Genomic DNA, 12,662 nt, shown 5'->3' with positions numbered 1-12,662 from the left:
AATTAATTTGTCGCTTCCCTTCAAAATATGCTAGTCTAAAGGTTATTGAGAATGCAAAAGCATGATTTAAACACATAAACACCTTTTTATTAAATATTCAACTCAGATATCTATTTAACAACCGATCATCTAATTTTATTGGAGGAAACGCCACCTTGGCAACGATCAAAGAAATTTCAAAATTAGCCAACGTATCACCTGGAACAGTCTCAAGAGCATTAAATCCGGATAAACGTGAATTTGTCGCCAACGAAACTCGAAATAGAGTTAAACAAATTGCTGATCAGCTCGGCTATCACTACTCTGATCGAGCAAAGCAGTCAAAAGACACGCTAAATTTTGCCGTAATTACGACTCTTACCCTGGAAGAAGAAACCAGGGACGAATATTGGCGATTTGTCAGACATGGTATTTATGAAGCAGCTCGGACTGAGGAAATTAATATTTCAAAGATTATTCGAATGCAGGCTGGATTGCACCCTCAGGATTTAGCAAATTACGATGCCATTATTATCACCGGCACTGTCAGTGAATCAGCTGTCAAATCATTAAAAAAGTATAATCAACACATTATTTTAGTAGATGCCGGCACCCACTATCATAACCTTGTTGATGCAGTCGATAGTAATCTCGCTGAGCTAACAACAACTGCATTAAACCAGTTAAGTACAGTAGCCAACGATGACGAACTAATTGCTTTCATTGGTGGCAATCGAAAAGAAATGAGTTTAGATGGTAGTTTGAGCAAAGGAATTGCCGATGTCCGGACAATGGCCTACGAAAACTGGGTCCAAACCCATCACCGTCAAACTGCGTTCAAAGAAATCGATTGGACCACCAAAGATGCCATGCAAGCCACGACGGAATTAATTACTGAATACGGCAACAAACTCCGTGCCATTTTGGTTGCTTCAGACCCACTAGCAATCGGTGCAATGAAAGCAATGAGTCAAAACCATCTGATTGCCGGCAAAGACATTGCTTTAATCAGTTTCGATGATTTGGAATTTACTTCTTACCTCACGCCTTCGCTAACAAGTATCTGGTTACCAAAAAGTGAGCTTGGTTATACGGCACTGTTACAGGCCGAGATGTTTGCAAAAACAAAGCGAAATTGGTCAGTCCGAACGATTATTCCCGGTAGCTTTAAATACCGTGAGACATTTTTACCACAATAAGATCAGAAACCGAAACGAAAACCACGTCAATTGGAGACGGGCAATAATTATTTTTCCCAGTCTCTTTTTGCGTAATCACGATTATTCTCGACCGGAAACATGAGACGAAAGGCAACTTCGTGCCGCGTATTCGAATTATCCCACTATGCCAACCCGATTACATTGAAAGTTAACTCCTCTGCCACACTGTTAATTGATACCAAGATAATTATTGGTCTATCAGAGTTCCTGTGGGGCACTTGGTTCAGTTAAACCATCCTAACTACTTTTTCATTCCCAGCTTCTTTTGCTGTGGGACAATCACTCGGTTCCAAATACTCTTCAAAATGAGATAACCAACAATGACACCAACCAGCGCACTCAGGAAGAAACTTGGGATGAACAGAAAAACGGCGCCGGTAGTGCCCATTAACCAGGCTGCCAATGGATAAGCTACAATTGCGCCAATTACACCGGTCCCAATTAATTCACCCATGGCTGCCACAATGAGACTTTGCGTTTTTTGAAACAGCCAGCCCACGCAAAACGCCCCAATCATACTACCTGGAAACGCCAAAACCGTTCCGGTTCCCAGAACATTGCGAATTAACGATGTAATAAATGCTTGAGTGACTGCCCACCAAGGGCCAACCAGAACCCCCGAAATCAAATTAATCAAATGTTGCATCGGGGCGACTCGTGCACCCAGTACTGGAAATTCAAATAAACTACCGCCGACAACACCAATCGCAGCTAAAATTGCTGTTAAAATCATCTTATATGTAACCGATTTTTTCATACTCAAAAGCCCTCCACTTGTTTTGATAACAAAGGGAGGGCACTTTTAGCTGATACATTTTTCCTACGCTGGCGTTAACCAGATCAGGTTCAAGGGTCCGTGAAATTCACGTCTCAGCCACATGGCTCCCCTAATGTTATCAAATCATATTCAGTTCTCATTTACTATACCACATTTACTTAATCCAAGACTTGAATCCATGATAATCCGACCATGTCTGCCAATCTTAAATGATTAAGTTCATGCTTACGGTTCGGAACTGCTCATTATACAACAGATTTCACAACGTCCTGACGACGCATGACTTCTTGTCTAACAGCCGCAATAACTTCTTTAACCGGCATTTGCTTACCCGTCCACTCTAAGAACGACCCGGCCGCTTGATGAACCAACATGCCAACGCCGTTAAAAGTCTGGCAGCCCTGTTTCTTTGCCGCCTCAAGAAAGGGCGTTGTCAATGGAAAATAGATGACATCAACCACGATCTGCTGAGAATTCAATAAATCAATCATCGTTTGTAAAATTGGTAATGCATGATCATGACTCATCCCCACATTCGTCGTATTAACAATAATTTGACTAGCCTCAATTGATGCTGCCATCTTTTCCAAATTCTCATAAGGGATAACGGAAACTACATCTGACCAAGATTCAGGCTGCTGTTTGCGTTTTTCAAAAGTCTCATTTTGCCGCTTAAACACGTTAATTTGTCTTGCTCCCGCGTCAATTAGTGCCGCTATAATCGATCTGCCGGCACCACCAGCACCAAGTACTGTTAGTTGTTTCCCCGCAACACTGATCCCCTGCTGGGCTAATGCATCCACAAACCCTTGCCCATCCGTTGTGTCACCAATCAGCTTACCGTTTTGATTGACAATCGTATTAACAGCTTGCAATCGCTTAGCACGTGGCGTCATTTCATCTAATAATGGGATAACCTCTGTTTTTAACGGCATCGATAAGTTTACCCCACCAATATGCATGGACCGTAACGCCGTGATGGTATTCTCAAGGCCGTCTGAAGTGACATCAAACGCCAAATAGGTCCCGTTAATGCCGGTAACCTTAAAACTAGTGTTATGAATCAATGGCGATAAGCTGTGAGCAGCAGGGTGTGCCAAGAAGCCAAATAATTTGGTATGTCCATCAATCATTTTCTCATCTCCTTAGATCACATTCTGCTGGTTCACAAATAGTTTTTTTGGTAATTTCATCAACGACTTCAAGTGGTGTTAACCGATCAGTGGCAATCCGAAAATCGCTCACAGCCTCATACTTATCATCCCGTTGTCCCTTTAAATCAACCAAACCAGTTAATCCAAGTTCGCGAGCTAGCGGTCGTTGTGTATCATCTTTTAGTCGATCCATAATGGTTTGTGGCAGCACATCCAACAGGACCACCGGGATCTGACTTTGACGTAAAATTTCAAAGTTCGTTAACTGAATTGGGGTGCCACCACCCGTCCCTAAAATACCATTGTCTGCCATTGAATCTACTAAAGCTTCATGCTCTAACTGTCGAAAGGCAGCTTCACCGTTATCATCAAAGATTTGCTGAATCGACTTACCCGCTCGTTGAATAATAATATCATCCAGATCATGATATGGCATTCCCAACCGCTGCGCTAACAAATTGCCAACCGTCGTTTTTCCGCTTCCCATAAATCCTACAAGTATAGCTTTCATAAGCATTCTCCTTACTTATCAAGCGACTCTCGAATCGCCTGTGCCTGCTGAAACGTCCTTAGAATTGTCTGTTCGTCTTGATTATGAATTGCTGTCTGCAGTTTCGTTAACTGAGTTTTAAAAGCCTCAATCCCCTCATCGATTGCATCAGCGTTGTTTAACATGATTGCCGTCCACATAGTTGGATCGGCAGCGGCAATCCGAGTAGTATCTTTAAACCCACCAGCCGCCGCAGAAAGGCCAGTTGGGTTATCCTGCAATTGTGCCGCAGCTGCGTTCACTAATGTTGTTGCTACAACATGGGGAACATGACTTAGTTCGCTAACTAATTGATCGTGATCTTTAGCGCCGATTAATGTCCAATTAATTTTCGCTGGCTTCATTAAGGCTTTAAACTGATCAAGTTGTCGCTGGGTTTGCGAACCATTCACTAAAAAATAAGTTGACTGGGTTAATAATCTCAGGCTTCCCGACCGGCTACCCGTTAAATGTGACCCCGCCATGGGATGGCCACCTAGAAAGCCAACTCCCTTTTTAATCAATGACTGTGCCGCTTTCATTACACTGGCCTTAGTACTACCAGTATCAGTGATCAACACATTAGGCTTTAATTTGATATTAGCCAACTCTTCAATTTGACTAATAATAACGGAAACCGGTCCAGCCAGAATAATCACATCAGCTTTCTGGGCCGCATGATTAAATGTATCAATTCGATTAATAATGTGCTGTTGCAACATAAACTGGGATGAATCATCATCGGGATCAACACCAATCATTTCATTAGCAGGATTTTGCCGATGAATCACTCTGGCAATCGAACTTCCAATTAATCCCAAACCACTGATTAAAACGGTTGTCATACTAATCCACCTCTTTTGCTTGTGGCACCATCCTATTTAAATCATCAAAGAATTCTGGGTAGGAAATATTAATACTGTCAGCACCATCGAGTGTCAAAGGCTGTGAAATCAACAACGCAGCAATCGCCATCACCATGCCAATGCGATGATCCCCATGGCTACTTAGATGAGGATCCTTAACTTGCCAAGGCTTGGTGCCATCAATAATGAAACCATCAGGCAACTCAGTAATTGCAATGCCCAGCTTGCTAAATTCCGTCACAATTGCGGCAATCCGATCAGTCTCCTTAACGCGTAACTCACCGGCTCCAGTAATCTTGCTGATTCCATTCGCTTTAGCTGCTAAAAGTGCCACCAATGGTAATTCATCAATGACATCTGGAATTTCATCGGCGCCAACTTCAACAGCTTTTAACTCAGCCGAAGTAACGGTTAAATCGGCCGTTGGTTCACAATCAATATGCTGATTAGACAATTTAACATTGCCACCCATCCGTTTCAAAATTGACAATAAGCCTGTTCGGGTTTCGTTCATCCCAACATTTAACAACTTTACTTGAGAATCCGGAACTAAACTTGCTGCCGCTAGAAAAAATGCTGCCGATGACATATCTCCGGGAACTGTCATTTCAATTCCATGTAATTCCGGTCTGGGATGAATCGTAATTGTCACATCATCTATTGCGGTCTCAATATCAGCCCCAAACGCATTTAACATAATTTCGGTGTGGTTTCTAGTTGGTAACTTTTCAACCAAGATCGAAGACTTGTCTGCCTGAATGGCTGCCAAAATCAGAGCACTCTTTACTTGAGCACTCGCAACCTTTAAATGATAGTCAGTTGCATGCAAGTGTTGACCAATAATTGTCGCAGGTAAATGACCATCAGTTACCTGAACTTTGGCGCCCATCGATGCTAAAGGATCACTTACACGTCTCATCGGTCGTTTAGATAACGATGCATCTCCCGTCAACTGGGTTGTAAATTGTTGACCGGCCAATAAACCCATTATTAATCGGGTTGTTGTTCCGGAGTTCCCCATATTCAAGGCTTCTGTCGGCTTTTCTAAACCATTAAGTCCCACGCCTTGAATGGTCACCGTTTCACCGTTTCGCTCAATGGGAACGCCAAGGCTTCGAAAAGCTTGTAACGTTGATAAACAATCTTCCGCCGTTAAAAAGTGGTGGAGAACCGTTGTTCCTTGACTGATTGCCCCAAACATGATGCCTCGATGAGAAATACTCTTGTCGCCTGGAATTGATAATGTCCCATGCAAACCAGTTTCCGGTTTAATTTGTAATTTTTTCATTGGCCGACCTCCTAAAAATTTTTTAATTCCTCTCGATAATCCGCCAGTTGCTCCTGAAGTCGCTGAAGATTATCACCATCAAATTTATCAGTGATTGCTTTTGCCAACTCAATTGCCACAACACTTTCAATCACAATCGAAGCCGGAACAATGGCAGTTGTGTCTGAGCGTTCAACGCTGGCTTTTTTAACCTCTTTAGTTTGAATATCAACACTTTGAAGTGGCTTATATAACGTGGGAATTGGTTTCATTGCAGCTTTAATGATAATTGGCATGCCATTAGTCATTCCGCCTTCAAAACCACCTAGATGGTCAGTGTTTCGCGTAAAGCCGGCTTGTTTGTCCCAGTCAATTTCATCCATAACCTGGCTGCCCAGACTAGTAGCGGCTTTAAATCCATCACCAATTTCAACACCTTTCATAGCATTAACCCCCATGACAGCAGCTGCTAATTTACCGTCCAGCTTCGTATCCCAACTAATGTAACTACCCAGCCCAGCTGGCACATTGGTTGCAACCACCCGAATGATGCCACCGAGCGTATCGCCATCCCGTTTAACTTGATCAATTAGGTTATGGATCTCCGTAACCTTCGATTGATCAACAACCCGCAAATCATTTTGTTCAATTTCAGATTCAATCCTGTCAACATCCAGTTCAGGTTGATCTTCAGTAGCAATTTGACCAATTTGAGAAACATAACCAACAATTTCGATACCCAATTGCGCTAACAATTGCTTGCAAACTGCACCGACCGCTACTCGAATTGCAGTTTCTCTTGCCGATGATCTTTCTAAAACGTTTCGTAAATCCTCGTGACGGTATTTCATACCACCAACTAAATCCGCATGACCCGGTCTGGGTCTTTCAACCTTGCGTAACGTATTTTCAGGAGTCTCCGGGCTAACCGGGTTCATAATCTCATTCCAGTGGGCATGATCCCGATTATTTACCACAAGGGCAATCGGTGAGCCTAGCGTGATTCCGTGACGAACACCACCAACCACCGTTACCTGATCATGTTCAATCTTTTGTCGATTGCCTCGCCCGTAACCACCTTGACGCTTTTTTAACTGTTCATTAATGTGATCAATATCCAAATGGAGGCCAGAAGGAATGCCTTCAATAATTCCTGTTAGTTGTGGCCCATGGGATTCACCTGCTGTTAAGTAATTCATCGTTATTCTCCTTTAATCTGCTCAGTCTATTATTTTTTACTTTGATGATGATTCATTAGTTGATGTTGATACTTCCGAGAATTTTCCATCACTGCCCGATAAACATCTTGAATATACGCCCTCGTGTCCGGATCAGGATCTGACGAGGCAACTCGCTTAAGAACCTGTGCTTCCCGGTCACTATCCAGCACCGGTAAATTTCTCATTCGCTTAATTCGACTAATTCGCGCAGACGTTTCAAAACGTTTAACCAGTAGTTCAACAATTGACTGATCGAGTTGGTTAATTTGCTCACGAGCTGATTGAATTTCTTCATTATGGTCACAAACTGAACTCCGCTGATTATTATTCATAAATCGATTCCTCCTAGTATTGACCATTTAGTTAAGGATTCTTATCATTTAAACGGCTTAACTAATTTGGTATAAAAAAAGCCAGCTAGATGTTTAATCCAGCTGGTTTACTAAACTCGTAAAGAATTGGTAATTGACCCAGCCAGACTATTGCGTCTAGCGGGCAACAACAAAGCTTTGACTTTGCTCCACTTGGACGCGAACGCGTAATGTGCGTCCGCATCGCTGCGGACACTACCTAAAGTAGGCATAGCCAAAATAATAAGTATTTGTAAGTTGAGTAAGCTTCGTCATATTTATCAATCCCTCTCATAATGTTGTTATTATTAAAACACATTAGGAATTATCCGTCAACCCTAATCTGTTACTCATTTCATTTTAATAAACCAATCAGCTAATTGAATGGCGTATAACGTGATCCGAGTATAGATTAATGTCATCCTCTACTATAAATAAGAACAAGCAGATTACCCCACGGAACTGACCTTTTGTGGGTTGCTCGATTCTTGATTAACTATTTGGGCATGAACCCGAATCCCGTTTTGGAAAACATCCTTATCGTGTTGAATCACTGAAATATCATCGATTGGATTCTCAGTCATCGCGATGAAATCAGCATAGTTTCCTGCCACAATTTGGCCATATTCATCGTCAATATGCATGGCACGAGCACAATTGATCGTTGCTGAATCAATTGCCTGAGCCGGAGTCATTCCAGCTTTTTCCACGTATAATTGCATCTCATATGCACTCTCATTTCGGAAACCATTATAAGGCGTCCCGGCATCTGTTCCCATTGCAATTGGAATGCCTGACTGAACGGCTTTTGTAATACTTGCAAAATGTTTTTCAATATTAATAATAACTTTTTCACGCGCCCAATCCGGAACCGTATTTTTTCCATACTTATAAATCGCGTACATCGCATTCATCGTGGGAACGATCACAGTATGGTGTGCTCTCATCATAGTAATTGTTTGATCATCAATATCAAAAGCATGTTCAATTGTGTCAAAGCCTGCCTCAACGGCTTCTTTAACGCCAGCGTTTCCTTGTGCATGGGCAGCAATTGTCTTTCCTTTATGATGAGCTTCCGTGACAGCTGCTCTAACTTCCTCAGAGGTGAACTGAATATCATCCGGTGTCTCACCGTTTTTAAGAACGCCGCCTGTTACCATCATTTTAATATTATCGACACCATTTTTCATTGCTTGGCGAACGCCTTTACGAACCTCATCGACACCATCAACTTCGTAACCGCCAGCAGATCCATGACCACCAGTAATCGAAAATGCCTTACCAGAGGTCATTACTTTAGGACCCTTAATCCAGCCATGTTGCTGCATCTTTTTAATTTCAATATCAATATCAAACGCTGCCCCCACATTACGAATATACGTAATACCGTGATTGATTGCATCAGCCATATTTTGAATCGCAAACATTGTATTAAATTCACGTGAATCTGAATGGCGCTGTTCCTTGCCATCATTCCACCAGTATGTTGGAATACTTGTAATATGAGTATGGGCATTCATGATTCCCGGCATGACATACTCATTTTTCATATCGACAACCTGATCGCAAACTTTGCCCGTTGAGTTTCCGCTCCCAACTTCAACAATTTTACCAGAATCAGTATCTACCACTATGTGTTGGTTATTGATAAAGCTTTGTTCCTCATGGTTGTAAATTGCGACATTCGTATAATTGATTTTTGTCATAATATATCTTCCTTTCAATATAAACCCTTTGCCTACTGACTAACTGTGACGGAGCATCATCTGTACCCGCTAACTGATATGCCACCGCAACCACCTCCTTAAAGATATTTGCAAATCATTTTAAAATTTGTTAAGTCGCTTTGCCGCCAATGAGTATTAACTCGATTGAATTTCCCGAAGATTATTTCCAGTAAGCGTACTGCAGCTTACCAGATTGTCCTGACATTGCATCCCATTTCAAACCGCCTAGTTTACTATTAATTAAATGAGCCTGTGAGGCTTGATACGTTGGGGCAACTGCAGCAATTTTCATAAGCCGTTTATCTGCTTGTTTTTCAAAATTCCACCGTTGCTTGGCATCATACTTGGTAGTGTTATCGACTTTATTCATCAAGCGATCATATTTCCGATCACTAAAGTGTGAAAAATTGATCGCATTACGATGGCGCAGGCCATCCAAGAAGTTTTGAGCATCTGGATAATCCGGTCCCCATCCGACTGTGCAAATATCAAATTCAGTTTGAAAATCACGAGTAACGTGAGTCGCGTGCGGTACCGAAACAATATTAATTGATAAGCCCTTTAAATTTTTTGAGACAGCCCCTTGGACATATTCAGCAAGTTTCTTTTCTGTATCTGTGTCGTCAACAAGAAAATCAAGTGACACTTTTTTTGATCCAATTTCCTTTTGGGCTTTTTTCCAATAGCTTTTTGCTTTTGTAGAATTCGTCGGCGCCTGGTTACCAACTTCAGAAGTAAAGTCTTTTCCGTTGCTAGGATCTTTGGCATAGTTCTTAGGAACAATGTTGGTTGCTCCTATTGACCCATCCTGCAAAACGTTTTTAGCCAGCGACTGACGATCAATAACCAAACTAATCGCATGTCGTAAGTTTTCATTTGCTGTTGCTTTCTTTTTATTATTAAAGTAAATATAATTATTTCGTCCGGTTTCAGTTACAACCAAATTTTTATTGTTCTGATTAGCCTTCACATATTGACCAGTTAAAGTCGTTAGATCAATCTGACCTGAAGTAAACATGTTTTGAGCAGTGTTATCGTCTTTAATAACAGCAACATCAATTTGAGGGATTTTAACATTTTTGGCATCCCAGTAATGTTGATTTTTTTCGTAATGCCAAGAATCATTGGTGCCGTTCCATCCTTTCAAAACATAGGCGCCATTGGCAACCGTTTTATCACCGGTTGAACCATATTGACCACCATATTTTTTTACAGCTTCTGTATTAAGTGGATAAAAATTAGTGAACTCATAGTTCATAAACGGTACTGGTTTGGTTAGCTTAATATAAAATGTTCGCTTATTAATCGCGTGGATTCCCAGTTTATTTGGTGACACTTTACCACTATTTACAGCTTGAAAATTCTTTAGGTATGAAATTGAAGTGGTTTGTTGTGACTTGGTTTTCGGATTTGCTTGTCGTTCAATGGCATTCACGAAGTCCCGGGAAGTAATTGGCTGACCAGTCTGCCACTTTGCATTTTGACGAATCGTAAATGTATATTTAGTCCCGTTATCAGTTGGTCTAACCAGTCGCTCTACAACACCGGCAGCAATTTTATTATTTGCATTTCGCCGATAAATTCCCTCACTAATTTGATCAATAACCGCACCGCCATTAGTTTCAATGGACTTAGTTGGATCGACCGTCATTGGCTCACCCGGAATTGTTATCTTTAAGGTCTTACTAATACCGGCGCCACCATTAACAGCAGTTGATGTAAAACCACTTAATAATAAGACAGCCATAACCCCAGTAACAAACGTAATAATAACTGCCAATCGGTTCTCCTTAAACATCGCAATTCCTCCCTTTTATTTTTGAATTGATTTGGGCTTTTCTGGCCAGGAAATACAAAAAGCGCCCAATCAGAAGATAAACTTCCAAAAGGACGCTTTTGCGCGGTACCACCTTAGTTATGAAATCTAAAATTCCATCTCTCACGTACGACCGGTCGACTCGGTATAACGTTGGCGCTATAATGGGCGCACCCTAGTAACTCTTTACGAATTACTGTACTCAAAATCGACTTTCGACATTAAGACGTTGTGTCTTCGCAGATAGCAACACTCTCTTGAAACCTCTTAATGTTGACTCTTCGATTTCTCTCAGTACAATCTCATCAATATCTAATGTTAAGTACATTAAATCGAATATAGCCATTTGTCAACACCAACTTTATTATAATTTATTCAAACAGCCTCTCAAATTAAAAATTAGGATCTTAGAAGCCGTGATTTAACGAGCTCTCATGATTTACTTAAGTTCAGCAGAATAATTTGATCAATTGTCATTTCATTGACACGTTTATGTGAGAATGTGAAAATGTAAATGACATCTTAACCATAAACTTTTGTATTGGGGGCATCAAAATGAATCGAAAGAAATCTTTCATCATCGCAGGAATAGCGATTTTATCATTCTTAGCTTTTTCCACTCGCACTAATTATCAAGTCTCAGCAGCTGATTCATCAACACCTACTGTCACTAAAGCAACCAAGAAAGCGGCTAAACGGCTAACCTATGGGGATATCACAAATCATAATTTGCACCGCCTTGGGACAATCCGTCAATTAACCCGCAGTCAACTCGCCGAATCTAACAAGCTTACGGGTAAACAAGTTCAACAGTTAATCAATTTACCCTTACCTAAACGATTAACAGCCAAAAACTTCACTTTAAGTCAAGCGTATTTAACCATTCATCTGACAAAAAACGCATATAACGTTAAAGATGTAGCCATTCCACTAAGCAAGTTAACCGGCATTATCTTAAACCGTTATATGCCTAAAAAATATGACTATGTTAAACCGAAAACAACTAATCGAAAAGTTGTTTCACTTACTTTCGACGACGGACCTGACCCAACATTAACGCCAAAATTGCTTAAGATTCTTAAGCGCTACAATGTTCATGCGACATTTTTTGAAGTTGGCAGCAGTGTTATCAAATATCCAAGCATTAGTCGTGATGTTCTTAAATATGGAAACCAAATCGGTAACCATTCATGGAATCACCCACAACTAACAACCTTAACAACTGCGAAAGCACAACGCCAAATTGCGTTAACGGATGCAGCAGTTTATAAGGCAACAGGCACTATCCCCGCTTATATTCGGCCACCATATGGCGCAATTAATTCGAGAGTTGCCAACTTATTCGATCGTCCGATTATCCAGTGGTCTGTTGATTCACGTGATTGGTCATATTTGAATGCCAAGAAAACCGAAAGCCATGTATTATCCACAACTCGGAATGGTTCTATTATTTTGATGCATGATATCCACCCAACCTCCATTGCCGCTGTTCCAACAATTATTCGAACGTTGAAAAAACGTGGTTACACATTTGTCTCCCTGCCAACATTAAACCAGAAACCACTACTTTCCGGTTTCCAATATTTTGGCAGAAATGATTTTAGAGGCTTTTAGATGCTAACTAAAATCACCTGGTAAACAATTAAGCACGAACTTCCAGATTAAAACAGAGCGGGACAAAAGGCGTTTAACTTCCAGAGTGTAATTGAATTATCCGAATATTCTGAACTTGAATATTTAGATAATTCGGTTACAT

Annotated in this window: 11 protein-coding genes and 1 riboswitch; of the genes, 2 read left to right on the top strand and 9 right to left on the bottom strand. The window is 41.1% G+C overall.

Annotated features, from left to right (window positions below):
- Positions 1-155: 155 nt before the first annotated feature.
- Entirely contained in the window at positions 156-1,178 is a 1,023-nt protein-coding gene (locus tag FC85_RS08565) for a LacI family DNA-binding transcriptional regulator (protein ID WP_057865116.1), read from the top strand.
- 262 nt (positions 1,179-1,440) lie between these two features.
- Here the strand turns inward: FC85_RS08565 and thiW are convergent, their stop codons facing one another.
- The 9 genes from thiW to FC85_RS08520 form a co-directional block, all read right to left on the bottom strand.
- A complete protein-coding gene (gene thiW, locus FC85_RS08560) occupies positions 1,441-1,956 on the bottom strand; it encodes an energy coupling factor transporter S component ThiW (protein WP_057865115.1) in 516 nt (171 codons plus the stop codon).
- Positions 1,957-1,998: 42 nt separating this feature from the next.
- Positions 1,999-2,098, bottom strand: a riboswitch (TPP riboswitch).
- A gap of 124 nt (positions 2,099-2,222) precedes the next feature.
- Positions 2,223-3,110: a shikimate dehydrogenase gene (aroE, locus tag FC85_RS08555; RefSeq protein WP_057865114.1), complete on the bottom strand. Its 888-nt coding sequence runs from the start codon at positions 3,108-3,110 to the stop codon at positions 2,223-2,225.
- Positions 3,111-3,114: 4 nt separating this feature from the next.
- The gene (locus tag FC85_RS08550) at positions 3,115-3,642 is read right to left on the bottom strand and encodes a shikimate kinase (protein ID WP_057865113.1); all 528 of its coding nucleotides are present in this window, start codon (positions 3,640-3,642) and stop codon (positions 3,115-3,117) included.
- A gap of 11 nt (positions 3,643-3,653) precedes the next feature.
- Positions 3,654-4,505, bottom strand: coding sequence for a prephenate dehydrogenase (locus FC85_RS08545; RefSeq protein ID WP_057865112.1), 852 nt, complete (start codon positions 4,503-4,505; stop codon positions 3,654-3,656).
- 1 nt (position 4,506) lies between these two features.
- Positions 4,507-5,814: a 3-phosphoshikimate 1-carboxyvinyltransferase gene (gene aroA, locus FC85_RS08540; RefSeq protein ID WP_057865111.1), complete on the bottom strand. Its 1,308-nt coding sequence runs from the start codon at positions 5,812-5,814 to the stop codon at positions 4,507-4,509.
- An 11-nt stretch (positions 5,815-5,825) separates the two neighbouring features.
- Positions 5,826-6,992 carry a chorismate synthase gene (gene aroC / locus FC85_RS08535; RefSeq protein ID WP_057865110.1) on the bottom strand — a complete coding sequence of 389 codons (1,167 nt, stop codon included), beginning with the start codon at positions 6,990-6,992 and terminating at the stop codon, positions 5,826-5,828.
- Between the two features lie 29 nt (positions 6,993-7,021).
- On the bottom strand, positions 7,022-7,345 hold the full coding sequence (locus FC85_RS08530; protein WP_057865109.1) for a chorismate mutase: 324 nt from the start codon (positions 7,343-7,345) through the stop codon (positions 7,022-7,024).
- A 467-nt stretch (positions 7,346-7,812) separates the two neighbouring features.
- Entirely contained in the window at positions 7,813-9,069 is a 1,257-nt protein-coding gene (locus tag FC85_RS08525) for a metal-dependent hydrolase family protein (RefSeq protein WP_057865108.1), read from the bottom strand.
- A 181-nt stretch (positions 9,070-9,250) separates the two neighbouring features.
- Entirely contained in the window at positions 9,251-10,888 is a 1,638-nt protein-coding gene (locus FC85_RS08520; RefSeq protein WP_057865107.1) for a peptide ABC transporter substrate-binding protein, read from the bottom strand.
- A 573-nt stretch (positions 10,889-11,461) separates the two neighbouring features.
- On the opposite strand from FC85_RS08520, the gene FC85_RS08515 reads away from it, so the two are divergent.
- Positions 11,462-12,520, top strand: a complete 1,059-nt coding sequence (locus FC85_RS08515) for a polysaccharide deacetylase family protein (protein WP_057865106.1) — start codon at positions 11,462-11,464, stop codon at positions 12,518-12,520.
- Positions 12,521-12,662 lie beyond the last annotated feature (142 nt).

The sequence above is a fragment of the Lentilactobacillus diolivorans DSM 14421 genome (assembly GCF_001434255.1).
GTDB lineage: Bacteria > Bacillota > Bacilli > Lactobacillales > Lactobacillaceae > Lentilactobacillus > Lentilactobacillus diolivorans.
The sequence above is the reverse complement of the archived record's forward strand: the minus strand, read 5'-3'. Positions and strand labels throughout refer to the sequence as shown.

Excerpts from the sequence above, each read along its gene's own strand:
- FC85_RS08530 (WP_057865109.1), bottom strand. The coding sequence starts at position 7,345 with ATGAATAATAATCAGCGGAGTTCAGTTTGTGACCATAATGAAGAAATT.
- aroA (WP_057865111.1), bottom strand. The coding sequence starts at position 5,814 with ATGAAAAAATTACAAATTAAACCGGAAACTGGTTTGCATGGGACATTA.
- FC85_RS08520 (WP_057865107.1), bottom strand. The coding sequence starts at position 10,888 with ATGTTTAAGGAGAACCGATTGGCAGTTATTATTACGTTTGTTACTGGG.
- aroE (WP_057865114.1), bottom strand. The coding sequence starts at position 3,110 with ATGATTGATGGACATACCAAATTATTTGGCTTCTTGGCACACCCTGCT.
- aroC (WP_057865110.1), bottom strand. The coding sequence starts at position 6,992 with ATGAATTACTTAACAGCAGGTGAATCCCATGGGCCACAACTAACAGGA.
- thiW (WP_057865115.1), bottom strand. The coding sequence starts at position 1,956 with ATGAAAAAATCGGTTACATATAAGATGATTTTAACAGCAATTTTAGCT.
- FC85_RS08525 (WP_057865108.1), bottom strand. The coding sequence starts at position 9,069 with ATGACAAAAATCAATTATACGAATGTCGCAATTTACAACCATGAGGAA.
- FC85_RS08550 (WP_057865113.1), bottom strand. The coding sequence starts at position 3,642 with ATGAAAGCTATACTTGTAGGATTTATGGGAAGCGGAAAAACGACGGTT.
- FC85_RS08545 (WP_057865112.1), bottom strand. The coding sequence starts at position 4,505 with ATGACAACCGTTTTAATCAGTGGTTTGGGATTAATTGGAAGTTCGATT.
- FC85_RS08515 (WP_057865106.1), top strand. The coding sequence starts at position 11,462 with ATGAATCGAAAGAAATCTTTCATCATCGCAGGAATAGCGATTTTATCA.